Annotated in this window: 24 protein-coding genes; 6 read left to right on the top strand and 18 right to left on the bottom strand. The window is 50.6% G+C overall.

Annotated features, from left to right (window positions below; translation table 11 throughout):
- Positions 1–249: 249 nt before the first annotated feature.
- Entirely contained in the window at positions 250–1,599 is a 1,350-nt protein-coding gene (gene rpoN, locus EDD73_RS05570) for an RNA polymerase factor sigma-54 (RefSeq protein ID WP_131918780.1), read from the bottom strand.
- A 269-nt stretch (positions 1,600–1,868) separates the two neighbouring features.
- Here rpoN and EDD73_RS05565 point away from each other — a divergent pair, with 269 nt between their 5' ends.
- Positions 1,869–2,243: a LysM peptidoglycan-binding domain-containing protein gene (locus tag EDD73_RS05565; RefSeq protein WP_131918779.1), complete on the top strand. Its 375-nt coding sequence runs from the start codon at positions 1,869–1,871 to the stop codon at positions 2,241–2,243.
- Positions 2,244–2,327: 84 nt separating this feature from the next.
- On the opposite strand, the gene EDD73_RS05560 is transcribed toward EDD73_RS05565, so the two are convergent.
- From EDD73_RS05560 to EDD73_RS05545, 4 genes are all read right to left on the bottom strand, one after another.
- Positions 2,328–2,510 (bottom strand): NAD(P)H-dependent oxidoreductase, encoded by a 183-nt coding sequence (locus EDD73_RS05560; RefSeq protein ID WP_243116808.1) that lies wholly within the window; start codon positions 2,508–2,510, stop codon positions 2,328–2,330.
- Positions 2,511–2,718: 208 nt separating this feature from the next.
- Positions 2,719–3,537 carry an alpha/beta hydrolase family protein gene (locus EDD73_RS05555; RefSeq protein WP_131918777.1) on the bottom strand — a complete coding sequence of 273 codons (819 nt, stop codon included), beginning with the start codon at positions 3,535–3,537 and terminating at the stop codon, positions 2,719–2,721.
- Positions 3,538–4,000: 463 nt separating this feature from the next.
- Positions 4,001–4,444, bottom strand: a complete 444-nt coding sequence (locus tag EDD73_RS05550; RefSeq protein ID WP_165876344.1) for a DUF4418 family protein — start codon at positions 4,442–4,444, stop codon at positions 4,001–4,003.
- A gap of 60 nt (positions 4,445–4,504) precedes the next feature.
- Positions 4,505–4,792, bottom strand: a complete 288-nt coding sequence (locus EDD73_RS05545; RefSeq protein ID WP_131918775.1) for a hypothetical protein — start codon at positions 4,790–4,792, stop codon at positions 4,505–4,507.
- 572 nt (positions 4,793–5,364) lie between these two features.
- Between EDD73_RS05545 and EDD73_RS05540 the strand changes: the two genes are divergently transcribed.
- Together EDD73_RS05540 and EDD73_RS05535 are read left to right on the top strand one after the other, a co-directional pair.
- Positions 5,365–6,939: a nitrogenase component 1 gene (locus EDD73_RS05540; RefSeq protein ID WP_131918774.1), complete on the top strand. Its 1,575-nt coding sequence runs from the start codon at positions 5,365–5,367 to the stop codon at positions 6,937–6,939.
- Entirely contained in the window at positions 6,932–8,278 is a 1,347-nt protein-coding gene (locus tag EDD73_RS05535; RefSeq protein WP_131918773.1) for a nitrogenase component 1, read from the top strand. The genes EDD73_RS05540 and EDD73_RS05535 overlap by 8 nt, the downstream gene beginning before the upstream one ends.
- A gap of 160 nt (positions 8,279–8,438) precedes the next feature.
- On the opposite strand, the gene EDD73_RS05530 is transcribed toward EDD73_RS05535, so the two are convergent.
- From EDD73_RS05530 to EDD73_RS05495, 8 genes are all read right to left on the bottom strand, one after another.
- Positions 8,439–9,212 (bottom strand): ABC transporter permease, encoded by a 774-nt coding sequence (locus tag EDD73_RS05530; RefSeq protein WP_131918772.1) that lies wholly within the window; start codon positions 9,210–9,212, stop codon positions 8,439–8,441.
- Between the two features lie 24 nt (positions 9,213–9,236).
- Positions 9,237–10,409, bottom strand: a complete 1,173-nt coding sequence (locus tag EDD73_RS05525; protein ID WP_165876343.1) for an ABC transporter permease — start codon at positions 10,407–10,409, stop codon at positions 9,237–9,239.
- Between the two features lie 26 nt (positions 10,410–10,435).
- Entirely contained in the window at positions 10,436–11,383 is a 948-nt protein-coding gene (locus EDD73_RS05520) for an ABC transporter ATP-binding protein (RefSeq protein WP_131918770.1), read from the bottom strand.
- 46 nt (positions 11,384–11,429) lie between these two features.
- Positions 11,430–12,446 carry an ABC transporter substrate-binding protein gene (locus EDD73_RS05515; protein WP_131918769.1) on the bottom strand — a complete coding sequence of 339 codons (1,017 nt, stop codon included), beginning with the start codon at positions 12,444–12,446 and terminating at the stop codon, positions 11,430–11,432.
- 62 nt (positions 12,447–12,508) lie between these two features.
- A complete protein-coding gene (locus EDD73_RS05510) occupies positions 12,509–13,369 on the bottom strand; it encodes an ABC transporter permease (protein ID WP_243116807.1) in 861 nt (286 codons plus the stop codon).
- A gap of 41 nt (positions 13,370–13,410) precedes the next feature.
- The gene (locus tag EDD73_RS05505; protein ID WP_131918767.1) at positions 13,411–14,202 is read right to left on the bottom strand and encodes an ABC transporter permease; all 792 of its coding nucleotides are present in this window, start codon (positions 14,200–14,202) and stop codon (positions 13,411–13,413) included.
- A 117-nt stretch (positions 14,203–14,319) separates the two neighbouring features.
- Entirely contained in the window at positions 14,320–15,015 is a 696-nt protein-coding gene (locus EDD73_RS05500; RefSeq protein ID WP_243116806.1) for an ABC transporter ATP-binding protein, read from the bottom strand.
- Positions 15,016–15,039: 24 nt separating this feature from the next.
- A complete protein-coding gene (locus tag EDD73_RS05495) occupies positions 15,040–16,236 on the bottom strand; it encodes an ABC transporter permease (RefSeq protein ID WP_131918766.1) in 1,197 nt (398 codons plus the stop codon).
- 493 nt (positions 16,237–16,729) lie between these two features.
- On the opposite strand from EDD73_RS05495, the gene EDD73_RS05490 reads away from it, so the two are divergent.
- Together EDD73_RS05490 and EDD73_RS05485 are read left to right on the top strand one after the other, a co-directional pair.
- Complete coding sequence (locus EDD73_RS05490; protein ID WP_131918765.1) at positions 16,730–18,196, top strand: nitrogenase component 1; 1,467 nt, start codon at positions 16,730–16,732, stop codon at positions 18,194–18,196.
- An 18-nt stretch (positions 18,197–18,214) separates the two neighbouring features.
- Positions 18,215–19,537, top strand: a complete 1,323-nt coding sequence (locus EDD73_RS05485) for a nitrogenase component 1 (RefSeq protein ID WP_131918764.1) — start codon at positions 18,215–18,217, stop codon at positions 19,535–19,537.
- A 110-nt stretch (positions 19,538–19,647) separates the two neighbouring features.
- Here the strand turns inward: EDD73_RS05485 and EDD73_RS05480 are convergent, their stop codons facing one another.
- From EDD73_RS05480 to EDD73_RS05470, 3 genes are read right to left on the bottom strand one after another with little or no spacing between them, the layout of a single operon-like run.
- Positions 19,648–20,736 (bottom strand): uroporphyrinogen decarboxylase family protein, encoded by a 1,089-nt coding sequence (locus tag EDD73_RS05480; protein ID WP_131918763.1) that lies wholly within the window; start codon positions 20,734–20,736, stop codon positions 19,648–19,650.
- A gap of 48 nt (positions 20,737–20,784) precedes the next feature.
- Positions 20,785–22,284: a nitrogenase component 1 gene (locus EDD73_RS05475; RefSeq protein ID WP_131918762.1), complete on the bottom strand. Its 1,500-nt coding sequence runs from the start codon at positions 22,282–22,284 to the stop codon at positions 20,785–20,787.
- 3 nt (positions 22,285–22,287) lie between these two features.
- Entirely contained in the window at positions 22,288–23,643 is a 1,356-nt protein-coding gene (locus EDD73_RS05470) for a nitrogenase component 1 (RefSeq protein WP_131918761.1), read from the bottom strand.
- Between the two features lie 406 nt (positions 23,644–24,049).
- Between EDD73_RS05470 and EDD73_RS05465 the strand changes: the two genes are divergently transcribed.
- A complete protein-coding gene (locus EDD73_RS05465) occupies positions 24,050–24,325 on the top strand; it encodes a hypothetical protein (RefSeq protein ID WP_131918760.1) in 276 nt (91 codons plus the stop codon).
- A 138-nt stretch (positions 24,326–24,463) separates the two neighbouring features.
- Here EDD73_RS05465 and EDD73_RS05460 read toward each other — a convergent pair whose 3' ends face one another.
- Both EDD73_RS05460 and nifB read right to left on the bottom strand, forming a co-directional pair.
- Complete coding sequence (locus tag EDD73_RS05460) at positions 24,464–25,033, bottom strand: flavodoxin family protein (protein ID WP_131918759.1); 570 nt, start codon at positions 25,031–25,033, stop codon at positions 24,464–24,466.
- Between the two features lie 116 nt (positions 25,034–25,149).
- Positions 25,150–26,421 (bottom strand): nitrogenase cofactor biosynthesis protein NifB, encoded by a 1,272-nt coding sequence (nifB, locus tag EDD73_RS05455; RefSeq protein ID WP_131918758.1) that lies wholly within the window; start codon positions 26,419–26,421, stop codon positions 25,150–25,152.
- Positions 26,422–26,523 lie beyond the last annotated feature (102 nt).

The following is a 26,523-nucleotide window of genomic DNA, read 5'->3' as shown; positions in this document are numbered from 1 at the left end:
ACGATCCCATTGTGGGCCGAATTCAGCACCGCCCCCAGTTGCTTGATCATCTCACAAGGATCTTTTTCTCGTGCTCCCATACTCGCCAAGGAACGCAGAACCATTTTTTCTATCCCCCCTCCGGTTGTCTCCCGATGATGCTGAAGGTAACCAATGCGCTGCTGATATTTTACTGTATTTTTCGAAAATTCAAAATACCATCTTCCCATGATGTCGCTTCTCTACCGCTGACCCGGCTTCATCGGCAAACTACCGGCGCCGCTGCGTGCTCCCCAGAATCCCTAACTCATCACGGTACTTGGCGACGGTCCGTCGGGAAATGTTGATCCCTTGCGCCTGCAATTGTTCGGCAATGCGCTGATCACTGAGCGGTTGTCGTGTATCCTCCGTAGCCACGATTTCCCGGATAGTACGCTTCACGCTTTCTGCCGCAACCATATCGCCGCCACAGTGCTGCCCTACGCCGCTACCGAAAAACATTTTTAATTCAAAGGTGCCCCAAGGCGTGGCAGCCCATTTATTGGCGACGGCACGGCTGACCGTCGATTCATGAACACCGATCCGTTCCGCCACATGCAACAAGTTGAGCGGCTTTAAGGCATGCAGCCCCTGTTCAAAAAAATCCCGCTGCAATTCCACCAGCGTCTGAACCACCTTATACAGGGTCAATCGGCGCTGTTCGATCGACCGGATCAAGCCCAATGCTGCCTGATAACGCTCCTCCATATATTTCTTTGTATCGGGATCATCTTTTCCAGCTTCCCGGTAGATCGAGCGATAGGCACTGTTGACGGCTATGCGAGGAATGTCCCGGTCATTGACAAGAATCACATACTCGCCCGCTACCCGCTCAATCATCACATCCAGCCGTTGCATTCGCACATCACCGGCCCGGCTAAAACGCCTGCCCGGACGAGGTTCCATCTGCCGGATCGCTTCTGCCAGTGCTTGCACCTCACTGACCGGTAATCGAAGCTTCTTGGCGATCACGGTCATTCTTCCTGCCGCCAAATCTTCCAGATGGTCATGGAGAAAGGTCTCCAAATCCGGATTGAGCATGCCTAACTGGTCAAACTGGATGCGCAAGCATTCGGCCAAGCTGCGAGCACCGACACCGGCAGGCTCAAAGGTTTGCACGATCTGCAGTACTCGCGCCACTTCTTCTTCACAGACATGCAAAGCAGCAGTTGCTTCCGATATACTGCACTGCAGGTAGCCATTGTCATCGATGTTGCCAATCAAGTACTCACCGATACGGCACTCCCGTCCGTTGGGAACAGCGATATGCAATTGGGTCGTGAGGAAGTCAAACAAGGACGGCTCTTCGGTAATCACATTTTCATAATCAGGTGCTTCCGCGACTTCACGCCATCCGGTCATCCCTCGAAAAGCTCCGTCAACGGGAAAAAAATCCGGTTCGGGAGCATCAGACGGTGGCAGAGGATCCTGTTCCAGCAACGGATTGACCAGCAGTTCCTGCTCAACATGACCAATCAATTCCTGCGTATTCATCTGCAAAACCGCCAGCGCTTGGCGCAACCCTTGAGTAATCATCAGTTTCTGCGACTGCTCAAGGGCCAATCCAAAACCGAAACTCATGAGTACTCCACCTTTCGTCAGTCAGGCATGGAATTCTTACAAGGGCTCGTCCCCAAATAGCATGTAGGCTTATTCTCCATATATGGAAAAAACCCTGCCATATTGATTTATTTTCGAAAATATAGCTTTGCTGATGCCACCAAATACCACCTTTTCAGTCAAGATTTCTACCTGCTAAACTTCATGACCTTGCCTGGTCGCACCGGAACATGGGTTAGAATATACTATACTTGCTTGAAGGTTCATAGCCAACCAAAGGAGGAGTTCCGATGGATTTTCCCTATTATGAAATGGAATATCAATTTGCCCAACTGCCAACGCCTTTTGGAACATTAACCTATGTGGTCGAACCAGGCGATTCGTTACTGTCCATCGCCAGAAAATTCAATACGACCATCAACAATATCCTGCTCTTCAACCGTATTTCCAATCCGAATCTGATCTACGTAGGGCAAAGCGTGATCGTTCCGTTGTCGCCACCGGAGTCGATCATCTACATTGTTCAAATGGGCGACACGCTTTATTCCATTGCCAAACGCTTTGGAACCAGGGTTGATACGCTCATAGCCATCAATTATTTGACAAGACCCCAACTGATCTATCCGGGGCAACAACTCGTCGTGAATCCTTCCTTGCGAGGGTAAGTCATAATGATGGCTTCCCTTTTCCTTTGCCCAAGGTATCAACAAAAAAGACCACTGACATTGTCAGCAGCCTGTGCAGATGATTTAATTACTGAATGCGCAAAATAAGCTTGGCAACGTTTTCGCCAAAGCGCAACTATCAATTTTCTTTCCCACCAAGGTGATGATCTCCGCGTCTACTCCATGGGCTTCTATGACCTGGGCACATTCTTTAAGGAGTTGGACCGTGTTGCCTTCCGGTTTGGGGCTACCGCTAAGGAGAAGCACTTTCGGCACAAAAACTCATCCTCTCTGACTTCGGTTCTTGGGTCTTTGGTCTTCGGTTATAACTATTCTGCTTCGCCGTTCATTATAGCATATCGTCAATGGCTTGTTTATTGCCCTTACCCAACTTGCGCACCACTCTCAATCAGCTTTGTCACCACATAACGCAGCCCATCCTCCAGTGATACAGTGTCAATTCCAAGTATCCATCTTAACCAAACAGGGCTAACTCTTCCCGCCGGTTGCCTGATAACCATTGAAGTGTTCTCGTAAAGACCGCATTCTCCCAGGCAAGACTCGTAAAGGTATGATCGGCATCCTGGATAAAATCGATTTCCGTCAGATGCTGAAGGCCGGCGGCATTACGGTTTTCTCGATACAACAACGTATTCGCGCAAGAAATCTCATTATCATTAGTGCCGTGCAGAATCAACGAGGGCTTCGGAAACTTTTTGCTTGCTTTTAACGGCTCGTATTCGCGAAGTGATTCGATAAAGGGCTTACTAATCGCATACCCCTCAAAGTCGCCGATACCCTGCTTTAGAATTTCTGCTGTCAACTCTTCACCAAGTATTCCCGTGATATCCTGCCAGGGTCGCGCCACCGGAGCCCAAAGTATCGTACGCTCTAATTGTGGCAACCGGGGTGCAGCCAGCGCTGTCACAGCCCCCCCTAAACTGAGGCCGAGCAGTGTAATTCGATAAGGGTCGATCCCCGGGGTGGATGCTATCGTCTTTACCGCCGCACAAGCTTCATGGACCTGCTTGGTAAGCGTTGTTCGTTCATACTCGCCGTCACTGTCACCACATCCACTGAAGTCAAACCGCAGCACTGCATATCCTGCTTGGGCAAAGAAACGGGCTGCCTTGACAAAGATACGGTGTAACCCTACTTTGGTGCCACAAAAGCCATGGCACATGACAATCGCGGGAAGTTGGCTATTTCGCGATTGGGCACTTCCCTCTTCCGGCCAATGCACTATGCCCCGTAATGTTTGACCATGGACTTGAAAACTTTGAAAACGCTCCAATTTGCTCCGCCCCTTTACTTATCGTTAGCATTCTTGCGCAGTTCTTTTTCTTTCACTTATCGAGTTCCTGTGGTTGACAGCGTGGCAGTTCCCCAAAAGAAAAGAGGCCCTGAAAAATCCCCCGCTCAGCAGGATACTCTTCGGCCTCCGGTTATCCAGTCAGCACTTCCCGTAGATGCCGATATCCATATCAAAGTAATCTTATCGGTTAATGTCATATTACTTCTTGCCTTTCCATCTGTCAATACGCAAAGACTATTTTGCCTTGACAAAGTCAGTACAATGGGTATACAACAAAGTGCACAGTTACACCACCCGGCGAAGCACGGTGAAGATCAACATCAAGGGACCGGGGCTGAGTCGACAAAGGGAGTACCACCGACAACGTGATACTCCCTTTGTTCGTTAATGATAGCTTCGCCTGGTCAATATCACTGCCGTTGCCCTATCAATTGCCCGTAAGCTACACTCCCGGATCGTCTATCACCACCGGTTCTACGGTTTTTCCTGCCAACCAGGTGGATATCAGCCCGGTTACACCCAGCAACCCTGCCCATAGGTACATCCATCCAACCGTATGATGGCAGTCCATTGTGGATTTACCGCAGATACCAATCAGCCAACTTTGCGGGATCAGGAAAATTACCAAACCGCTAATCGCTAAAAGCAAACCCAGAATCCGCTGTCCTACCTGCTCCTTGACGACCAGTAATGAACCTGCAATCAGCAGTGCAAACAAGGAGATCAGGAACGCTGCTTGGTATGCATAATGGCAACGCATAGGAATCGCACTTCCGGACTGAGTAATGACAAGCTCCCTGCAGATCGGCACTATTTTCGGTGTAACCAACAGGGCTAAACTAAAAAAAATCGCTGCATAACCAAAATAATTCCAACGAGATTTCAACGTGCTCCCTCCGATTCTTACGGTTCGTGCCGACGACGCAAGCGAACGGCATCAGAACGCTCAATGGGCTTTGCTCTCCCCGCGCACGGATGTGGCATCCGTTGCGCCATTCATAGATTCATGAGTACCTGGTTGTCCTTGCGGTTCTTTCATCTCATGCGTTTTCTGACTGGTTCCGCTTAAGGGTACCGTACTTGAAGTAGCACTTGAAGCTGCATGCCCTGGAGCACTTGTATTAAAGGGATACCGGTTCCACCCCTGGGACAAGACGGTGATACCCAAGAGAACAATGATCACACTGGCCCACGTATACAGGCGTAGCGACATTTCCTCACCTCGTTTCATCATTTCATTTTTCCGCCAATATCTACATCCTGTGAAATAACCCAGTGACGTTCCTGGCATCTTCATTCGGATAAAACAAAAAGCCGAGGTTAGGCGTCATGAAAACGCCATAACCTCGGCCTCCGGTCTGTCCGGTTAGCCCGTCACTTTGTGATTGGGTTGACACAGATGCTACCGTATTTCCTTTTTCTTGTCAATATCTTTTTCTCATGACTATTCACAAAGAGCATTTTCGGGTTTGGGATCGATCAGCCAACTACGTTCGACTCTTCCGAGCAAAAAAGGATTGACAAAACTCCATTTTTCCGATTTAATTACTAATGAATAAGGAACCAAAAATAAGTTGCTGACTGGTCAACCAGAGGCGCTGTCTTACACCCGACGTGTAGGCAGCGCTTCTTTTTTTTCGGAGGTGATGATTTCAATGATGGGCAAAACCATATCCAAACAGTACACCCGATCCGTACCGGCAAACGTTGCTTATGCCAAGGGCAGCATCGTTACAGGATGGCATTGGCACAACTCCACTTGTGCAAAAGTCTCAATAACAGCATAAATAAAGCGAGGTGATCAGGTTGTCCTTTTTCGATCAAAAAGAACCCCCGCGCCGTGAAGAACGTCTCGGTGCTTGCATCGCCATGAACGATACCGTTCATAACTTGGCAAAAAAGAAAAGTTGCCTGCATGATGACGGCGAACGAGCTTTTAACCAGGGGTCCATTTGTTTATTACTGCCGGCGCTGGCGATCCTCAACTCCATCCCCGACAGCGTGGTCCTGATCCACGGCGCCAATGGCTGCGGTTCCTCTTCTCATTCGCAAAACGCCAATACCCGTTCCGGTAGTTTCCAGCGAACCGGTACAGGCAAAGACGCCCTTTGGCTCTCCACCGGGCTCAACGAAACCGACGTGATCAGCGGCGGCGAATTGAAATTGGCCCCAGCCATTCGCGAAGCCGACCAGCGCTACCGGCCCAAAACAATCTTTGTCGTATCCACCTGTGTCCCCGGCATCATCGGCGACGATATCGACGGGGTAATCGCGGAAGTACAACCAGATGTGTCTGCGCGGATTGTACCGATACATTGCCAAGGCTTCAAAACCAAGATCTGGGCAACCGCCTATGATGCCGTATACCACGGTATCGGCCGGACATTGCTGGACGAGCCTGACGATGCGGCTCCGGAGGCTGCCCAGGGTGATGCCCAGGATGCTGCCCTGGAAGCCCCCACCGGCGCTCCACAAGCAACCGTGCAAACAGCCTCCCCTGAAAATGATCAACCCAACCGCACGGTCAATTTGATGAATATTTCTTCGATGGGGCGCGTAGACGAATTGGAATTAGAGCGCCTGCTCAAGGCCATCGGTTTGGATGTGAATTTCTTCCCGGTTTTTGCTTCTCCCGACGGGATGTTTCGCATGACCAAGGCCGCTCTTTCCATCAGTACCTGCCCCACTCATGATGATTACATTCTCAAACATCTTCACGAAAAATACGGTGTGCCCTACCAGCTTAAACACATGCCCATCGGCATTGAAAACACGAACCAATGGATTCGTGATATTGCCGCCTTTTTTGGCGTTAGCGATCAAGCGGAACAACTGATTGCCCGGGAAGAGCAGGAACTGCAAGCAGCGCTGGCGGAATTCAAACCGCTCTTTGCTGGCAAAACCGTCTTTGTCAGCGCCGGTGAGTTTCGCGCCTTAGTCACGGCCCAACTGCTGACGGAACTAGGCTTTACAGTAAGCGGAATCCGCTCTTTTCACCACGATGAGTTTGCTGAAGAGGAATATAAAAAGTTGGCCCGTCAAAGCAAAGACGATTATGTCGTGAACATTGCCAACGTTCAGCCCTTTGAAGAGGCCAACTTGTTGCAAAAGCTCAAGCCCGATTTGTTCCTCGGTCATACCAACGGCAACATGACGGCCGCCAAGCTGGGGATTGCTACCCATGTGATCTATAACACCGGCTTAAGCTATGTGGGCTATAAAGGCGCTTATGAATTAGCCCGGCGTTTGTATCGCCAGTTGCGCAATCCTGCCTACAACGCTAATTTAGCCAAACATCTGCGGCTTCCCTACCAAACCGAGTGGTATCAATCGAATCCCTTCCAATATATTAAGACACGGGGAGGCTCACTTCATGGCTAATCACGTATTTGTTGAACGGCCTCGTTATACTTGCGCTTCCGGCGGAGCCGTCGCCACCGTGACTGCACTGCCTGGCGGCATTCCGATCCTTCATGCCGCGCAAGGGTGCGCCGGTAACTTTGCCTGGACCCAAAATGGAGCGGCCGGCCTTCAGGTAGGCGGCTACTGCGGCAGTTTGACCGTGCCTAGTTCCAACATACAGGAACGGGAAGTTGTCTTTGGCGGTGTCGAGCGGCTCCATGAACAAATTGGCCACACCCTGAAGATCATGGACGGCGAATTGTTTGTGGTATTGACCAGTTGTGTCACCGAAGTCATCGGCGATGATGTGGCTCCGGTCATCGCTGAGTACCGTGAACAAGGCATCCCCATCACCTTTGCCGAAACGGCCGGATTTAAAGGCAATGCCTATGTCGGCTATGATCTGGTGCTGCAATCCCTTTTCCGTGATGTGCTGCAACGGGGGATACCAACTGTAAAGCGGAACGTCAACCTTTGGGGGATTCCTCCTTATCAGGACGTGTTCTGGCGCGGTAACCTGTCCGAACTGCGCCGCTTGCTGGAAAAGCTTGGTCTCACCGTGAACAGCTTCTTCACGGCGGAAGACACGGTGGAAAGCATCCGCCATGCGGCATCAGCGGAATTAAACATCGTTGTCTCCGAAACCTATGGGCTGGAAGCGGCCAAGGCATTTCAAGAAATTCATGGCGTGCCTTTTCTTTCATTGCCCTTACCGATCGGGCCTTCCGCGACGGAACCGTTTTTGACCAAAGTCGGTGAAGCACTTGCGCTGGAATCGGCTGTTGTTGAATCGGTCATTGCATCGGAACGTCGTTCCTTTTACCATACCCTGGGGCCACTCACCGATTGCTATAATGACTTTGATCTCCAGCGCTATGCCATTGTCGTGGGCGATGGAAATTATGCGCCGGCGCTGACCCGCTTCCTCGCTGATGATTTAGGGTGGTTGCCGGAACTCGTCGTCATCACCGATCCTCATGATGATGACAAGCAAACGCTTTTGCAAGCGCGCGTAGCAGCAAGCCCAACAGGCCTTACGCCGCAGCTGGTATTTGAAAGTGACGGCAGTCAGATCATTGAGCATTTCCGCCGGCGCTGGCCTTCCGACCCCCAGCAAAAATACAAAAATGCCTTTAATCCGGCCTTTGTCGTCGGCAGTTCGCTGGAAAGAGAACTGGCCGCCACGCTCGGCGCGGGACATTTAAGCGTCAGCTATCCTGTGGCCAACCGGGCGATTCTGGATCGGGGATATACCGGCTACCGGGGAGGATTGCGCTTGATTGAAGATTTGATCGGTCAGATCATCGCGGGACGGTAAGTACATACCGTCAAAACCAATACGAAATACGACCTATGGAGCCAGGTTGTTCGAAAGCACAACCTGGCTTTTTTTGTAGCAAATAAAATGTTCATGACTCGTTGGGTCACAGGCTATGATAAAAAAGTTTTTCATAAAAAGGGTGAGGGTCTGTTCCTCATCAGACCTTCACCTGCTCCATCGCTGCCCTCCGGGCAAACCTTTTTTCAAAATAACCAATCACCGCATCCACCGTCAAACCCAACAGGGCGATCAAAAGGGCTGCTGCAAAAATCCGTGTAATATAATAGTTTTCCTGATAGCTCCGAAGCAGCCAGCCCAAGCCGGAATCAGCCCCCATCATTTCGGCGGCCACGAGCATGAGAAAAGCGTAGCCTGCACTTAATCGCATCCCCGTAAAGATGGCCGGTGCCGCTGCCGGCAGTACCACTTGGGAAAATAAGCGCCAGCGACCGACGCCAAAAGAGCGCGCCGATTTAATCAGTAAGGGATCGGTATGCTGAATACCGGCAATGGTATTAAACAAAATCGGCCACGTACAAGTCCAGGCGATCATCACAACTTTGCTGGATTCATCAATGCCTAAGAAAAGCATCACAATATGATAAAAAATAAAGGGGTTCGTTTGAGCACAGACATTCACGATAGAATCGAAGGCTTTGTTGAGCTTTTTGAACCAACCGCCTAACAAAAAGCCCAAAGGAATCGCCAGCGCCAACGCTAGCAGATACCCTCCCAGTGCACGAACTAAACTGATTTGAGTGTGTTTCCATAACCCTGCGGACACCGCGGGATCGTTGAACGCCGCCAGCACGGCCGACAGCGGCGGTACAAAGAGGGGGTCGATCCAGCCGAGGGTCGGCGCTAATTCCCATAGGGCTAAAAAAACCAAGATGACGGCGGCCTTCCGTCCAATGTTCACGGCGAATTCCATCCGTTGCTCCTTTCGATCCTGATGCTATGGTTTGATCACCGGCACAAAATTGCCGGGCTCATCATGTTCCTTCGGAAGTTGATTTTGCTCGCTCCCGCTTTGATTCTGATTTTGACCTGAACGATGTTGGCTGTGATCCATGTTGGATTGCCCCGGGCTCACACCGTGCTGGCGATGATCCATAAGCGGCTGATTTTGCGCCCTGCCGAAATTTTTATCTTCTTCATTAACCCGATCAACGACCCCATCCCCCACATAAATGAAGCTGAACAGGAGCGAAGCGATCAATATCCACTCTCCCCAGCCAAGTTGCCGAGCTTTTGCTTTTGCCGTCTCCGTGCCCGATAAGGACTCCCCATCCTGAGTTGGCTCTTTCCAGAAAAAATAACTTCTCTCCACCCATCGCAACAATTGCGCAGTGCCGTAACCTAAGGCAATGATCATGACGGCTGACGCATAAAGCCGGGGGAACTGATACATACAGTGCGCGTTATGCACCGCCCAGCCCAAGCCGGCACTGGCACCGATCATCTCCGCTGCCGTAAGAATAAAAAAGGCCAAGTTGACGGCAATCCGCAACCCCACAAAAATCGACGGCGCTGCTCCCGGCAGGAGCACCTGCGTAAAAAAATCCATCCGTGCGATGTTCATGGAACGGGCTGTCTTGATATACACCGGATCAACCATACGTACTCCGGTAATCGTATGATGAAGAATCGGCCAGAGGGCTACCCAGCCGAGAACGGCTGCTTTCGCCATTTCGCCAATACCAAAGAAAAAAATAAAAACAGGCATCAGCGAAAAGGGATTTACTTGACCGAAGACACGTAACAGCGGCCGTAAATCTTCGGCCAACCCGGTTAGCCATCCACCCAAAAGGATACCCAGGGGCAAGCCGATCAGAGCCGCCCCCAGTAACGCCACGATGACCCTCCAAAGGCTTACCACCGCATGGGTAGCGAGGGTACCGTCAAAAAGCAACTGTACGATGGTGGATAGCACTTGCGAAAAGGAAGGTAAAAACTGCGGATCGGCCCATCCGAAACGAGGTGCCAGCTCCCATAGCCCAATGATGGCGATCCATCCGGCATATTTGTACCAGCCATCAAAGGATGTGCCGCCTTCTTTTTTCGCCGGCCCTCGATCGTCCGCTAGGTCATTGAGGTCATGGTTCACCCATGTTGTTGTACGAAACAAAATGCCGACACCCCCACCTGGCTGTTTTAGAGATTCACCGATTTGGATATCACTTCAGCCACATCCTGATTGCCAGTCTGAACGCGCTTGCTTTTGACCAGGGAATTTTCGTCCTGAAGCAATTCCCACACCTTGTGACGAATCCAGCTGTATTCAATGGAAGCAATCGTCTCCGCATAGTGACGGGGACGGGGCAGATTGACATCGATGATTTCCCGGAGCCGTCCCGGATGCGCCTGCATAATCGCCACCCGGTCGGCGAGGAAAACGGCCTCATCAATACTGTGAGTCACGAAAATGATCGTCTTATGGGTCTCTTCCCAGATGCGTAACAACTCTTCCTGTAAGATTTCCCGGGTCTGCGCATCAAGGGCGGCAAAGGGTTCATCCATCAACAATACTTCCGGATCATACGCCAATGCCCGCGCGATGGCCACCCGTTGCTTCATCCCGCCCGATAATTCATGAGGATAGCGGTCTTCAAATCCCCGCAATCCGACCAATTCGATATATTCCTGGCTGATTTTACCTCTTTTTTCCTTCGGTATCTTTTTCACTTCCAAGCCGAATTCCACATTCGCGCGCACCGTCCGCCAGGGAAACAACGCATACCCCTGCAAAACAATTCCCCGATCCAAGCCCGGCCCGGTGATGCGTTGATCATCGATCAAGATCTCACCGGACGTGGCCGATGATAACCCAGCGATAATATCTAGGAATGTTGATTTCCCGCAGCCGCTAGGCCCCACAATCGTCAAAAATTCACCTTGGCGAACTTCCAGGCTGACATCACGAAAAGCGACATATTCCCCGGAGCCGTCCCCCTCGTTCGTGCGAGTCTTAAAAATTCGGCTGACATTGCGAGCGACAATCTTATTCGGGGCGATTTTTGCAGCAACGGCAGGCTGCGCCGCAGAATTCTCTTGGGTTTTGCCCCCTTCTTTGCTTTCCGTTTCTTGTTGATGTACCGTCATAGCTCAGGACTCCTTTCAAAATTAACCGCCAGTGAATCGCCCCGTATTAACCGCGCGTGAATCGATCGGTGACCAGATCGGACGGTTTGATTTTTCCTTTGGGGATCACATCATGCGCTTCCAGATCCTCAATCCAAGGCTCAATTTGTGTTTCATCAATTTCCCGGCTGCTGGCATAATAGTGAACGCCCGTCACCGGTACCCCGAGGGCTTCTTCTGTCCATTGCCGGGCAAGCTCGGGGTTGTCATTGGCCCACTTCTGCCCTTTGGTAATTGCACGAGCAAATTTCTTCACCGTTTCGGGATTTTTGGCAATAAAATCATCGGTAAAGACATAGTAGGTTACCCCAGCGGCGGGACCCAGTTGGGTTTCACTGGTGTCCGCAACTTTGAGCGCACCTGATTTCTCCATGGCCTTATAATAGGGCGGATGAATACCGCCAACATCGATCAAACCCTGCTTCAGCGCTTGCACCGCCTGAATATCGGGCATGGTCACCCATTCGATCTTATCGCGGGGAAGGCCGTACTTATCGGCGATTTTATTCGCCAGAAAATCAGCGCAGATGTTTTTGCTGATGGTCGAAAACTTAAGTTTCCGGTCAACATTTTTCAATTGATCAAACGATGTGATGCCACTATCCGGATTGACATACCAATTCATATGCCGCAGGTCAGGATCAAACTCGAGTGACGGCTCCTGACCACCACGGACGACGCCGGTGATTTTTGCACCGCCCGCTTTGGCTACGGCAATCGTATTGGGGTGAAAGGATCCGACATCATTATTGCCATTTAAAATAGAAGGAATCTGCTGCGGCGCCTGCGTTTCCCCTGTATATTCCAGCCGGATTCCTTCTTCCGCAAAGTACCCCAGCTTTTCGGTCACCAACCACGGCGTCAAGGAACAATCTTTGCGCGTCCATGTTTTCACAGTCAGCAAACCGCTATCGCCACTGTTGCTATTCTCATGTTGCTGGAGATCCGTTCCGAAAACGACGGCCACCAGGGCTACCAATGTGGCCATCCCTAGATACAGTTTGTTTTTATTGGGAGCTGCCATTGTATTTCTTCCTCCTTCTGATCAACATTGCCCTTTTCTTCCCCTTCCGGTACCCAGATTGCTTACCATGCTGTTGTACTTTGTTTCCAAGCGAGCAACCGGCGTTCCGCCCACGCGAAAAGCTGATTGATAGAAAGTCCCAATACCGAGATGACCATCGTCGCTCCGAACAAATCCGGAATCTGATAATTGTTCTGGGCATTCCAGACGAGCCAACCTAACCCACTGCTGGCACCAATCATTTCAGCGGCGATGAGCATGAAAAAAGCCAAACCGGAACTCATTTTTACACCGTGAAAAATATTCGGTGCTGCCGAAGGAAGGATCACTTTGAAAAAAAGCGCATTTTGACGGACACCCATGGAATGGGCTGATTTGATTAACAAGGGATCCACGTTTTTGACACCGGTAACGGTATTAAACAAAATCGGCCAGAGACATACCCAAAAGATCATCGATATTTTTGATACTTCACCGATACCAAAGAGCAAGATAAAAACGGGAAAAAGGGCAAAGGGATTGACTTCACCCATCAGACGCAGCACCGGCGTAACGATCCGTTCGAACGTCCGATACCAACCTCCCAGCAAGAACCCCAATGGAATGCCTACCATCATGGCCAGGATAAAACCAAGCAACGCTCGGGACAGACTTACACCGACATGTTTGATCAACGTACCTTTGACCAGCCATTTCCCAATGGTCGCCAAAGCAACACTTGGCGGCGCAATAAAAGTTTGTTCCACCCACCCCACGCGGGGAGCAATTTCCCATAATAGAAGAAAGACGATGATTGCCGCACTGTTGGCGAAACCTTGCTTAACCCAAGATCGTATCTTTTTTTGAACCGACAGTTGCGATGACGACTTTTTGGCCATCGCAAGTTCTTGCGCGCCGATTTCTTTCTTCAACAAAACACCCACTTTGCATCTCGCTCCTTTCCTGACCATGTCAACTGCATGGCTTATCCTTTTCCGGCTCTTTCCGGTGCCTGCTTCCACGTCAATAAGTTCGCTTCAAACCAGTGAATATAATAATTGAGGCCCATTCCCAGCAAGGCGATCGTAATCGTTGCCACAAACAGACGGGGAATAAGATTGTTGATTTGCGAGTTGTGAATCAACCAACCTAAACCGGCACTGGCACCAATCATTTCGGCGGCAATCAACATGAGAAAGGCCGTCGTTGAGCCAAGCCGGATACCGGTAAAGATCGACGGTGCAGCGCCGGGCAAGATCACTTTGAAAAAAATCGTGACCGGGTTTGCGCCCACTGACCGGGCACTTTTGATATAAAGCGGATCCACTTGCTGAACACCGGCAATCGTTGTAAACAACACCGGCCAGATCGTGGACCAAAAGATGATGCTGACTTTGGCTACTTCCCCGATACCGAAGAAAAGAATAAAAATCGGAAAAAGCGAAAAGGCATTGATTTGACCAAAAAGCCGTAATAAGGGCCGCAAGTACTGCGTCAGTCGTGGAAAAATGCCACCGAGAATAAATCCTGTAGGAATGGCCAGGACAATCGCTAAAAACAATCCCAGCAGCGTTCGCCGCAAACTGGTGACGATGTGTATAAACAGTTCTCCACTGCTGCCGATTTTCCACATATCAGCGATGACTTGAGAAACCGGCGGAATAAACTGGGGATCGGCGAGACCGATACGCGGCGCCATTTCCCAAATGACGAAAAAACCAATCAAGCCAATGTAATCAATGAATTTGTCCGTCCATTTTGCCAATCGGTTGGCCATGGTTTTTAACCCCCTTTTTTCATGCAGGTTTCCAGAAAAATTCCCGGTAAAACGCTATCGCTTCGCAGGCAAACAAAAAGGAGGCTGGTTTTAACACCAGGCCTCCAGTTTAACTGGTCAACCTCCGTTGTTGTTTCCCTCATGTTGATTGTCTGCCAAAACCAATCGTCCCTGTTGCAAGTTAACCACATGGTCAGCCCGGGCAGCCATCGCCGGATCATGGGTGACGACGATCACTGCGGCACCGGTTTCCCGAGCATCGGCCAGCCAATCCATCACTTTGTTCGCCATGATCGGATCCAGATCATTGGTCGGTTCATCGGCTAATAAGATCGGTGGTTCTAACAGCAAGGCTCTGGCCAAAGCGACCCGGCGCAACTGCCCGAGGCTCAGTTCCTGGGGACGGTGATGCATCCGGTTCGCCAGACCAAAATGAGCTAACAGCGCTTGCGCTTTTTTCACTACTGCTTTTTCTTTCCGCGCCAGCCAGGCAGGCACTAACACATTCTCAATGGCCGTAAGGGAACTGATGAGACGGGCACGCTGAAAGATAAGTCCAAAATATTGCCTTCGCAATGCCGCCTGCCCTTTTGGTGATAACTGCGAAGCCGCAATCCCATCGACAAGGACTTCCCCGGCCGATGCTTTTTGTAGCAGTCCCATGATCGAGAGGAGTGTTGTTTTGCCACTGCCCGAGGGACCGGTAATCGCCAGCATCGATCCGCTTTCTACAACGACTGAAATATGTTCCAGGATCGTCTCCGACCCATAATTTTTATGGATTTTTTTCGTCTCTAAAATCGCCTTGCCCACGCGCTACCTCCTTTCCCCCACTGTTCAATCGAACTCCCCACGGGTCATCACGGAAGTCGGCTCCACATGGCTTCCTTGATACGCCGGCAGCCAGGCGGCCAAAGCGCCCAGCCCCAAGTAGAGCAAGGTGACCGCGAAGATCGTGGAAACCATATAACCAAAACCCGGAGCGATGTAGGGAAACGACTGATAGGTCTGTAACACCGACAACGTTCCTTCGTACAACGGAAGGGTCAGCACCCCTCCCGCTGCAACACCGCCTAAAATTACCACCAGCGCTTCACCGATCACCAAAGCGGCTACATCACGAGTTGTCGCGCCAATCGCCAGGTACAGCCCCCATTCCGCCTGACGTTCCAGTGTAAGTGTATAAAACCGGGAAAACAGTTGCAGCAGCGATACGATCACGGTCAGCAACCCTATGCCCCCCAGTAATACCAGCAATGCCGTGAATTGATCGCTAATTCGCTGTTTCACCTCCGATGCGACGATCACCTTACAATATCCCAGGCGTTGAATTTCCGAACTGATGGCTGCAATATCGGCTGATGGGTCCAGCTTGATCAAAACGGTGGAAACCAAATTCTTGGGCTCGCCTACCTTTTGCCATGTCTGGCCAAGGGGTTTACTGTTCGCGGCCAGTCGCCGGGCTTCATCAAGATTGACCAGTATCGAATAATCCAGACTTGTTCCTGAGTACTCCAAATTGGAGACGACCCGAAAGGATTTGCCCAGTACACGCAGTTGATCACCAAGAACATCGGGCACCTTCGGCCCGACAATGATCTCATCATCGGCCAGATTCCCTTTTTGAATGGTTTTCAGCCATGGGCTGATAATCCAGTCACTGGATGGGTCATAACCGACAAGCCGGATCTCTTCCCCCACATCACAGCAATCCGATGTCAGTGTATGGGTAAAAAACTGCGGAGTCGCCTGTTGGACGTGGGGGATCTTGCGAATCGCATCGACGATGTCTTTGGATAAATAGCTGTTGACGGGAGCACCGCCGAAAAGCAACCCCGGTTCCATGGAAACATCGCCGGGAACAACGACCAGATCGGCGCCGAGCCGTTCTTTTGATGTTTCTAAACCCACCGATACACCCCGGTACAACAGCGATACAGTAATGACGATGGCAACACCGACGGCCATCGTGAAGAGCATAATCAGACTTGCTACCTTACGGTGATTTATGCTTTTCCAGATAATCGCGAACATGCACCACCGTTCCTTTCCGTTACGCCAGCCGTCAAAACCCTATCAGGGAAATAAAAAAGGCCAAAACCTTATGATCGGTTTTGGCCTTCAGTTTCCTGATCAGCTAGCTATAAATTTGTGATGATGATAATACACAAATCCGAGGCTGTCAATATTTATTTTCCATTTCATTGCTTCCAAAACTTTTTACCGACAAAAATGCAGCAACCATCCATTCCTCGTTTTCAAGCCTGCATAAGCAACTTTAAAAAATATATTGACAGAACCATACAATTGTGAAACAATGACCCCAGCAACACGCTGTATTTCTAATATCTAGAAAGCAATGGTTGCCGCTGTTCACTTCGTATCGAATCGAATAATGGTACCAACGTCGATTATGCCCGACCAGTTAAACCGGAGGTCATATTCCAATGATTTGGAATATGACCTCTTTTCTATTTCGGGCCGAAGTTGGAAAAACCCAAAAAGTCAGCATCAAAGGGGGATCGTCATGGCCATCAACATTCGCAATTCCGAAGCGCCCATCCGTGAATTTCGCCTGGGGGCCATCTCGGGCTACAACGGAACCGTCACCGACTTAGTCGAGAAGAGTTCCGGGTGTTCGCTCAAAAACCGGGAACGCTGCTTCTCGCAAAGCACGTCCTGCAGCGCCGGTTGTGCCCAAGGGTATCTGTCGGGCATAATCGATGCCGCAATCATCAATCACGCACCGGTTGGGTGTGCCGCTGATGCCATTTATTCCAACGTAACCAACAAATGGGGCAATTCCATCCGGGACTGGAAACACAAAAACATCCACTTCGCCAGCACGAACCTCAACGAACAGGATACGGTGTTCGGGGCCACCGGCAAACTACGGCAAACCATCGAAGAGATTTACCAGCGCTATCATCCTAAGGTTATCTTTGTGACTACCTCCTGCGTATCGGGGATCATCGGCGAAGATATCCAAAGCACCTTGGACGAACTGGCCGATGATATTCCTGTTCCTCTCGTCCCGGTATTTTGCGAAGGTTTCAAATCCAAAGTATGGGCTTCCGGATTTGACGCTGCCTTCCATGCGATCCTTACGGGAGTCGTCAAACCACCAGAAAAAAAGACAAATTTCGTTAATATGATCAATTTTCGCGGCAGCGCGCGCAAGGAAATTATCGAAATGTTTGCCCAGTTCGGTGTCGAACCGTTGTTCGTTGCACCCTTTTCGACGGTAGAGCAACTGTCCCGAGTTTCCGAATCGGCCGCCACCGTCAGCATCTGCGGTACGCTGGGCAGCTATCTTGGCAATGGACTCGAACAAGAGTACGGCGTTCCTTATGTGAAGTCCTTGCAGCCCCACGGTGTTGCCGGTATTAAAAGCTGGTTACGCGGTCTTGGCCAGGCGATCGGTAAAGAAACCGAAGTGGAAGCCTATATCGCCAAAGAAGAAGAACGCATTGCCCCTGCCTTAGAAAAACTGCGTGCCAAGCTCAGGGGAACCAAGGCCGTCGTTGGAATGGGACCCAGCTATGGTCACAATTATATCCGTGTTCTCAATGAGTTGGGTATCGAAGTGATCTGGGGCGCCACCTGGCATTATGATCAGCAATATGATCACGGCGCTTTGCCGGAGTCCGTTAAGCATGTGGCGCAAACCCAAAAGGATCTGCCAATCAGCGTCTGTGACCAGCAAAACTTTGAAATTATCAACCTCTTAAACCGGCTTCGCCCTGACATCTACATCTCCCGTCACTCCGGCTCCGCCATGTGGGCCAATAAGCTGGGCATTCCCTCCATTCCGATCATTGATGAATATACAGCCTTTGGGTTCAATGGCCTGATCAGTTTTGGCCAGCGGATCCACGATACCTTGACGAACCGGAGCTTTGCCAAGAACTTGGCCAAGCGCACACGCTTGCCCTACACCGATTGGTGGATGAAGCAAAATCACTTTGCCCTTTTGGAAGAAGCCGCAGAATAGAAAAAAGGTGGGTTCCCAATGTCAACTTCCACATACATTGATCAACCTCGTGTCGTCTGCGCATTAGGCGCATTAGAATCGGTGCTGGCCATCGATAGAGCTGTTCCGGTTCTGCATGCCGGCCCCGGTTGCTCGTCCAAGCTTTCCAGTGCCATCGGTGGACTAAATGGTTGCCAAGGCTCGGGATATATCGGCAGTCACCTGATTCCTTGCACCAATCTGGGCGAAAAGGAAGTCGTCTTTGGCGGCAACGAACGCTTGGCCGATGTCATTGAAAATTCGCTCAAAGTTATCGACGGTGACTTATATATCGTTTTGTCCGGCTGCACACCGGAAATCGTCGGTGATGATGTCGCCGAAGTTGTCAAACGCTTCGCTGATGCTGAAAAACCGGTCATCTTTGCCGAAACGGCCGGATTTAAAGGAAATAATCTCAAAGGCCACGAACTGGTCGTAAACGCGATCATTGAACAATACTTAAAGCCAGCCGAAACAAAAAACAGCAAGCAAGTAAACATCTGGGCGACCGTTCCCTTCTACGATCCCTTCTGGGTCGGCAACTTCAAAGAAATCGAACTGCTTGTCCGCGAACTGGGACTGGAACCGAACATTGTTTTCGGTCCCAAGCGAGGCCTTACAGCTTTGAATAAGGTGCCGGCAGCCGCCTTCAACCTGCTGCTTTCGCCTTGGGTTGGCCTGGAAAACGTCAAGTTGCTCGAAGAAAAATTTGGCACACCCTATCTGCATATCCCGGTCTTGCCCATCGGACCGACGGCCACAAGCGCTTTCCTGCGCACCTTATCTCAGTATGCGGGAATTGACAGTCAATTGACAGAAGAAGTCATCAACCGCCATGAAGATGAGTATTATTACTTCATCGAACGCGCGGCCGATGAACTGTTAGAAACCCGCTTGCTGCCACGGCGTTTTGTCACGTTGACCAACAGCGCCTATGCCCTGGGCATCGCCAAATACTTGATCAATGATATGGGGCTGCTTCCGGAGACGCAGTTCATCATTGACGGTACCCCAGAAGAACATCAAGAGAACATCCGCCAAGAGTTTCAAAAGATCATTGACGGTTATGAAGTCCCTGTCGTCTTTACCGAAGATGGCGGCTGGGCACAGCAGGAAATCCGCAAGATTCCCTTTGTCGGCAAGCCATTGATCTTCGGCAGCGCCTGGGAACGGACCTTCACGGAAGAGCTGGATGGTTATCACCTGTCCGTTTCCGCTCCAGTCAGTGATCGGATGGTACTGGATCGTGCTTATTTCGGCTACCGTGGTGCCTTGCGGCTGCTGGAAGATATTTATACGGTAATTCTGAGCGACTTTCAATAACCTTCATCCAGCCCCCCCTATCTAAGCTCCCTTTCCCTTCGGGGATAGGGGGCTTTTTTCATGCAAAAAGGAGGCTGGTATTAAAACCAGACCTCCGATGCTTCAGTGGATTAATTGGCTACATGGAGCCGATCGATTTCCAGCGGAAATCGTCCATATTTCTTTGCCGCATAGCGCAGTGCATGAAGATTCTCCGGCTGTGTATCGATCGGCAAGCCGCAGCCAAGGGCTAAAATGTATCCCTTCGGGCTGTCATAAGCTTTGCGGATACATTCGATGGCATTTTCGATCACTTGTTGCGGCGTACCCAAATACATCGTCGCCGTCGGTCGTACATTGCCCATCAAGATCACCCGGTCCCCGACAGCCCGCTTGGCATCTTCCAAATCAATTACATCATCCAGGCTGAGTACGCCTGCACCGGCATCAGCCATGTCCGTCCAAATCTTTCGCGTATTGCCGCAGATGTGCAGTGTCGGAGCCGGGCGTCCCGTTGCTTTGATCGCATCAATCACTTCTTTTAAGTAAGGAAACGCAAACTGCCGATACTGCTTTGGACTGATCAACGTGCCTGACGAGGTAGGATCACCAACACTGAAAATAACATCCTTTTTTGCCGCTTCTTTGATAAAAGCGATGGTTGTATCGGTAACCAACCGCAATAACCGGTGGGCATAATCAGGATCTTGATAGAGATCCCGCAGAAGTATTTCAGTTCCCCGCACGTTGCCTGCCGTGCTGAAGGGTCCGATGATCGACACAGTGACAGGAATTTTATCACCTAACTTATGGGCAAGAATTTCGGCCGCTTCCAGGATAATCGGAAATCGACCTGCTTTTGCCGGGTCGGGAACGGATAAGCGATCAAGATCCTCCTTTTTCTTGATCGCAAACTCTTGAACATGCGGCGACCCGTGATCAGGGAAAAACAGTTTACTGCCAAGGGCTTCGGCGAATCCGCCGAGACCGGGCCCTACCGAAACTCCTTCGGTATCATAGATGTGATGGGCCGTCACATGACCCTCCACCAGTTTTTCTGCCGACAAGTGCAATTCGGATACTTTGGCGCCAATGAGATTGGCTACATGGTCAGACATGAAAAAATTACAGGGGAGTCGGTCCAATGGCTTTCCTTGGGCCAGTGCCCTCATTCTTTCTTTCGCCGTCATCTGATCGGGCCAATTTGCCTCATCGTACATTTTTTTCTCCTCCTTGTCCCTACAAGCTCCTGCCATCGCCCATGAAAATCAGCCTGTAATGTAATGATAGGGATCTTGTTGATACCATGATTCATGATAAGGATTGCGCGTATGTTCTTTCAGCTTGCGCTGATAAGCCTGATTTCGGAGCAACCGATCGACCTGCAATGCCACCTCATAAGCGCCGCGATATCCGTAATAACTCTTCGGCGTATTGAACAAGGGGAAGCCCGGAATCCCCAGCTTGGCGGCATAGACATTACTGCCCGCGTGCCCGATGTACAAATCCGGCTTGGCGCGATTCAGCAAGTTGACCAATTCAAAAGGCTGCGTCGTTGCCACGTTGACTTCCATATCCGGATCATTTTCCGCCACTTTGAGATAAAGATCATCGCCGAACTCATCGTAGTGGTGGGCACGAAGACCAATAACCTTGAAGCCAAGTTCTTGCATCAGCATACCCGTCGCCGGTACACGAATCTCACCGCCGCTGATATAGACCCGTTTGCCTTGGAACCGTTCCTGGTACGGCGCCAGCGCCGCTTCCAATTCTTTAGTCTCGGCAGTGATAAACTGCTGGGCTACTTCTTCTTTGCCCAGTTTCCCGGCAATGGCCAGTAACCATTCCGAGGTGTTCCGGCTGCCGATCGGCATCGTGCCGATCAGATAAGGGGTGCCGAACTTTTCTTTCAAGTATTCCAGGAAATAATCATCATGGGTGGCGCAAACACTGATATTCAGCGCTGCCTTTTTGAGATGATTGAAGGCATCGGGGTGGACATAATTGGGGAAGAAATTAGCCTCCAAGCCAATTCCCTTTAACAGACGGGCCAGTTCCACTTCATCGATACGCCCCATGGAACTGAAGTTAAACACATTGACCGGGATCAGACCGTCTGCTTGCCCTTGAGCCGCACCGGCTGCCTCCGCTGGCGCATCTTCTTGATCATCGATCAAATGGCGGGCAATCCCGTGGTACACCGCATCATAGGCTGTAGCCACGATTTTGGTTTTGAACCCTTCGCAGTGCAGCGGAATGAGCTTCGCCTTCACCCGCTCCTGCAATTGCGCGGCCAATGCGTCCACATCATCCCCAATGATGCCGGGAACACAAGTGGAAACGATAAAAATCGCTTTGGGATGGTGCCGCTCTTCAATGGCTAAAATGGTCTTTTCTAAGGAATCTTCGCCGCCATTGATCACGTCACTTTCATTTAAGTTGGTATTGTACCAGATCACCCGTTGTTCCTTTAACCCTCGCGCCCGGTTCCCCTCGCGCACCCGGTAGTCACGGCCGGGACTAGCCCCACCGCAGCCAACAGGCCCGTGCAAGATGCTTACCGTATCGGGAATCGTCTGCAGCATGAACATGGAAAGGCTCATCTGGCAACCAAAAGTCTGGCTGAACGAACGGTCTTTATTAACCAAGCATCCCCCCTGGGAATCCTTCACCAATCCACAGGCCGTTCCCCCGTAGGCATGGCAAGTGCGCAGACGGTCGTCGCGCCGCGGGTTCGCCTTTTCATTTACATATTCAACAAAAGCCATAATCTATCTCCCTCCTACCACAACGGCCAGTAAATCTTCCACCAAATGCAATGCTCCGTTGTATCCGCTATACCCCCGGTCGAGGAGCACCCGATCAAGAATCGGAAATGAAACGGTCAGGTGCCGAGCGCCGATCGCGGCTGCCAAATCTTTTTCGAAGGAACTGCCAATCACAAAGGCAGGACTTAATTTGTGGGCGTATTTTTCACCGTTGTTTTTCGGCCAATGCGCAACGACTGCGTTGTGGATTTCATAGGGATCCGTCTCAAATAGCACTTTGGGCACTTGCCCGTCCTTTAACTCCGCCAGGCCGGCCAATGCTTCTTGAATATGAGCTTTTTGCTCTTCCGCAAGCGGTTCCGTCACCACCACGACTTCCGGCAGCCAGCCCAAATCATCGGCCAGAAAACGGGCGATCGGGGCGCTGTAATTGGCATTGCTGACCACAACGGCATAATGTTGCATATCCAAATCGGTATAAAAATCGGCAAGACGCTCAATAAACCAGTAGTACTGCCCATCTTCCCGCCGGATGACCTCTTCCACCTTAGTCGTTTCCAGTCCCAAGAACCGGCCGACCTGCCGCAGAAAATCAGCAGTCGCCGTAGGGCCAACCGGTAAATCGACGGCCAAAAAGGGCGTGCCGTATTCTTCTTCAAAAACCTTTGCCGCTGCCACCCCGTAGGATTGCGAAACAATAATGTTCCCGGCCGCCTTGGAGGCCTGGCGCAAGTTATCGGCCGTTTCATCGGGTGCGATGAACGTACTCACTTGCAAGCCAAGCAGTCCCAACAAGCGCTTAATTTCCAGCAAATCGCCCCGCCAGAAGGGATCGTGACCTGGCACAATGCCCCAGAGGTTTACCTGGTGGGGCTCCTTCTCTACTCCCTTGGGACCAACGACGCCTTCACGGATCAGCGCCTCCAGGAGCAGATCGTAGCCATGATAGGCATTGCCTTTGAATCCTGCTGTCTCGGCAGCAAAGACCGGCTTGCCCTGTTGCTGAAAACGCCGGGCCACCGCCTTGGCGTCATCACCGATGATCTCGGTCATGCAACCGGTCACAATGACGTACACTTGTCCGTCCACCAGTTCCAACGTGGCGGCCACCTGTTCTTCCAGGCGCTCTTCCCCACCAAAAAGGATTTCTTTTTCAGAAACATTGGAACTCGGTACGGACAAAGCGCCGATATAGCCGCCACCTTGGTAGCCGCTTCCGGCCATGATGGTGCCGCAGATATTACCGCCACAGCCATTGGAAGCATGAATGATGGGGATTACCCCTTGCAATGCATTCAGTGTCGTTAAGGCCCCACCAAGCGCACAAGAATTGCGCGGTCGCTCGATAAAAGTCGCCATCGTTGATCCCCTTTCTGATTCATCACGATCGTCTGCGCTTCCTCAATGAACTTGTGCAGATATTCATCAAGGTTTAAAACAAAAAAGGCAAGGCCTGTTATTTTGCAATAACATGCCTTGCCTTCAGTGTACCTGATCAGCATTTTTCCATTTCAGTTGAATTCATTAAATCATGCCTAACGTTGCTTGTCAAGTAATAAAAACCGTTGATTTTAGTAGGTTGACAGTCGTTGCTCAGGGGATTATAATTAGAAAAACAAATTAATCCTACCTGTATAATTGGATTAGTGGTAACTACAAATTAGAAGGCTGACCAGAAAAACGGAGGCTTGGTTTATACCAGGCCTCTGTTTTTTTTTGCTGGCCTTTTAGCAATCGGGACAAAAAGAAACGGAGGGTGCTCAAGATGAATGTACAGTTGCTTGTAAACGGTCATGTGCAGATTGATGAGGTTTGTTATTCCTGGATTCAAGAAGTCGGTCAATGTACAACCTATCTTAAACTTCAAGAAGTCCGAGCCGGTGCTTTTCGAAATGCTGATAAGAAAACCATCTTAGTGGCTGAGCACAATGGGAATGTCGGCATCTCCCAGGTACATAACGAAACGCTCTTTACCTACTGCCCCACCAAACATGTCAACGACCAGGGGATTTATGTCTGTGATAAAGCCATCAAGCGTTGACGCCCGATAATTCTTCCACAGAAGCATCGAGCGCATCATAAAAAGCAAGAGGCCTGGTTCCAATGGAATCGGCCTCTTGCTTTTTGGTTGCAACCAGTCATATCATACATGACCGCCAGCGTACGCATTACGATCGGATCATTCCTGAATGCGTAAAATAAGTTTGGCAACGTTTTCGCCAAAACGCTGAATATGCTTAACACCTTCAGCATCTTGAAGGGCCTCACCGGGTATGCGGCCAAAGACCATGTTCCAGTAGGTTGATCCGGGAACGATCATGTCGTTAATCAGATAAAACATGAGCATTTCTTGCAATGTGGCCGTATGAGCGCCACGACGGGCCACCGCAATGGGACCGCCGACTTTCCAGGAAAGAAACTGACCGGTCGCGCGCGATACCACGCCAATCCGTTGTAACGCCGACATCACATCGCCACGGGCGGTGCCGAAATATACCGGAGCACCGGCGATAAAGCCTTCGGCAGTACGAATTTTGTCGATGATGTCGTTTAAACCGTCATCGAGAACACAACGGGAAATTTCACTGCATTTGCCACAAGCGATGCAACTTTCGATTTTCTTTCCCGCCAAGGTGACAATCTCCGTGTCTACTCCGTGGGCTTCAATGGCACGGGCACATTCTTCAAGGATCTGGACGGTGTTGCCTTCCGGTTTGGGGCTACCGCTAAGGAGAAGCACTTTCGACATAAAAACTCATCCTCTCTGACTTCGGTTCTTGGTTTTTTCGGTTCTTCGGTTCTTCAGTTCTACGTATTCTACTTCGCCGCTTATTATAGATATCGCCAATCGCTTGTTCATCGCCCTTACCCGGCTTGCGCACCACTCTCGCTCAGCTTCGTCACCACATAACGCAGGCCATCCTCGACGGTGTCGCAGTACTCAATGGGCTCAATACCCTTTTGACGCAACCGCTCTTTGGCATGATAGCCGATGCGCATGGTCAGCACGGCATCACAGTCTTGCAATGCATCGATGATTCGCTCCCGTTTGTCCTGATCGGAGTCACACTCTTCCATACCGGTGCAGAATTGATCGACGTTACGGGTTCCCGCTTCTTGGAATTCCTGACCGTTACCCTGGTAAATGAGAAATGCCGTAGCATGACCAAAATGTTGATCAACCAACTTGCCATGTTTGGAAGTCACGGCGATGCGATACTGTTTCTGGGCCGGTGCTTGCGGTATGGCGCTGGCTGCCGGGCGATGGCACATACGAAATTCTTGCGAACGATCTTCGTGGATCCGCCCGATAGCATCGGCTCGGCATTGCTGGCAATGCCGCATTTGCTGGATGTCAAGCTGACAAGCATTCCGCAACTGATTAACTTCTTGCATGCTGGTTTGGGGAAAATGCGCAAAAGCACTTCCCGGCGCAGGAATTAACGGCATAATATTGGTCACAAAAACACCGAGTTCTTTGACCTTCTTAACCACATCAGGAATATGGCCATCGTTGATCCCTTTGATCATCACGATGTTGACTTTCACCAGTACGCCCCGTTCTGTTAGATAACGAACACCGGCCTCTTGGTTTTTCCAAAGCAGTTCGGCCGCAGCCACCCCTTCATAATGGGTGCCTTGATAAAGGACATGTTTATAGATTTGTGCCCCAATGACCGGATCAAGTGCATTGATGGTCACGGTGACATGATCAATACCCAGTTCGACGATTTCCGGTGCATACTCCGGCAAGAGCAGGCCATTGGTCGATAAGCAAAAGATAATATCGGGATTGCCGGCTTTGATCTGTTCGATCGTTGCTTTCGTGTGGACCCAATCGGCCAAGGCATCGCCCGGTCCGGCAATACCGACGACAGTCAGGTCTTCAATGACACTTTTCACCCATTGGAATTTTTCTTTGGCCAGTTCCGGCGTTAACACTTCACTGGTTACACCAGGGCGACTTTCGTTGACACAATCAAATTTTCGATTGCAATAGTTACATTGAATATTGCACTTCGGTGCCACCGGTAAATGAATCCGTGCATATTGCTTATGGGCTTCCGCAGAATAGCAGGGATGTTTTTTTGTTTTTTCTAACAGGTCTGGATGAATACCACCGGAACAACCGGCCATGACAATGCCCCCCTTTATGCAAAAACAGGTAAATACGCAGGGGCCAATCCTTTCCCCGAGCGGGATAAAGACCTTGGCCCCTGCGATCGGTTCACCCGGCGA

Source organism: Heliophilum fasciatum (genome assembly GCF_004341395.1).
GTDB classification, from domain to species: domain Bacteria; phylum Bacillota; class Desulfitobacteriia; order Heliobacteriales; family Heliobacteriaceae; genus Heliophilum; species Heliophilum fasciatum.
The sequence above is the reverse complement of the archived record's forward strand: the minus strand, read 5'-3'. Positions and strand labels throughout refer to the sequence as shown.

Excerpts from the sequence above, each read along its gene's own strand:
- rpoN (WP_131918780.1), bottom strand. The coding sequence starts at position 1,599 with ATGAGTTTCGGTTTTGGATTGGCCCTTGAGCAGTCGCAGAAACTGATG.
- EDD73_RS05565 (WP_131918779.1), top strand. The coding sequence starts at position 1,869 with ATGGATTTTCCCTATTATGAAATGGAATATCAATTTGCCCAACTGCCA.
- EDD73_RS05545 (WP_131918775.1), bottom strand. The coding sequence starts at position 4,792 with ATGATGAAACGAGGTGAGGAAATGTCGCTACGCCTGTATACGTGGGCC.
- EDD73_RS05535 (WP_131918773.1), top strand. The coding sequence starts at position 6,932 with ATGGCTAATCACGTATTTGTTGAACGGCCTCGTTATACTTGCGCTTCC.
- EDD73_RS05530 (WP_131918772.1), bottom strand. The coding sequence starts at position 9,212 with ATGGAATTCGCCGTGAACATTGGACGGAAGGCCGCCGTCATCTTGGTT.
- EDD73_RS05520 (WP_131918770.1), bottom strand. The coding sequence starts at position 11,383 with ATGACGGTACATCAACAAGAAACGGAAAGCAAAGAAGGGGGCAAAACC.
- EDD73_RS05515 (WP_131918769.1), bottom strand. The coding sequence starts at position 12,446 with ATGGCAGCTCCCAATAAAAACAAACTGTATCTAGGGATGGCCACATTG.
- EDD73_RS05505 (WP_131918767.1), bottom strand. The coding sequence starts at position 14,202 with ATGGCCAACCGATTGGCAAAATGGACGGACAAATTCATTGATTACATT.
- EDD73_RS05495 (WP_131918766.1), bottom strand. The coding sequence starts at position 16,236 with ATGTTCGCGATTATCTGGAAAAGCATAAATCACCGTAAGGTAGCAAGT.
- EDD73_RS05490 (WP_131918765.1), top strand. The coding sequence starts at position 16,730 with ATGGCCATCAACATTCGCAATTCCGAAGCGCCCATCCGTGAATTTCGC.
- EDD73_RS05485 (WP_131918764.1), top strand. The coding sequence starts at position 18,215 with ATGTCAACTTCCACATACATTGATCAACCTCGTGTCGTCTGCGCATTA.
- EDD73_RS05480 (WP_131918763.1), bottom strand. The coding sequence starts at position 20,736 with ATGTACGATGAGGCAAATTGGCCCGATCAGATGACGGCGAAAGAAAGA.
- EDD73_RS05475 (WP_131918762.1), bottom strand. The coding sequence starts at position 22,284 with ATGGCTTTTGTTGAATATGTAAATGAAAAGGCGAACCCGCGGCGCGAC.
- EDD73_RS05470 (WP_131918761.1), bottom strand. The coding sequence starts at position 23,643 with ATGGCGACTTTTATCGAGCGACCGCGCAATTCTTGTGCGCTTGGTGGG.
- EDD73_RS05465 (WP_131918760.1), top strand. The coding sequence starts at position 24,050 with ATGAATGTACAGTTGCTTGTAAACGGTCATGTGCAGATTGATGAGGTT.
- EDD73_RS05460 (WP_131918759.1), bottom strand. The coding sequence starts at position 25,033 with ATGTCGAAAGTGCTTCTCCTTAGCGGTAGCCCCAAACCGGAAGGCAAC.
- nifB (WP_131918758.1), bottom strand. The coding sequence starts at position 26,421 with ATGGCCGGTTGTTCCGGTGGTATTCATCCAGACCTGTTAGAAAAAACA.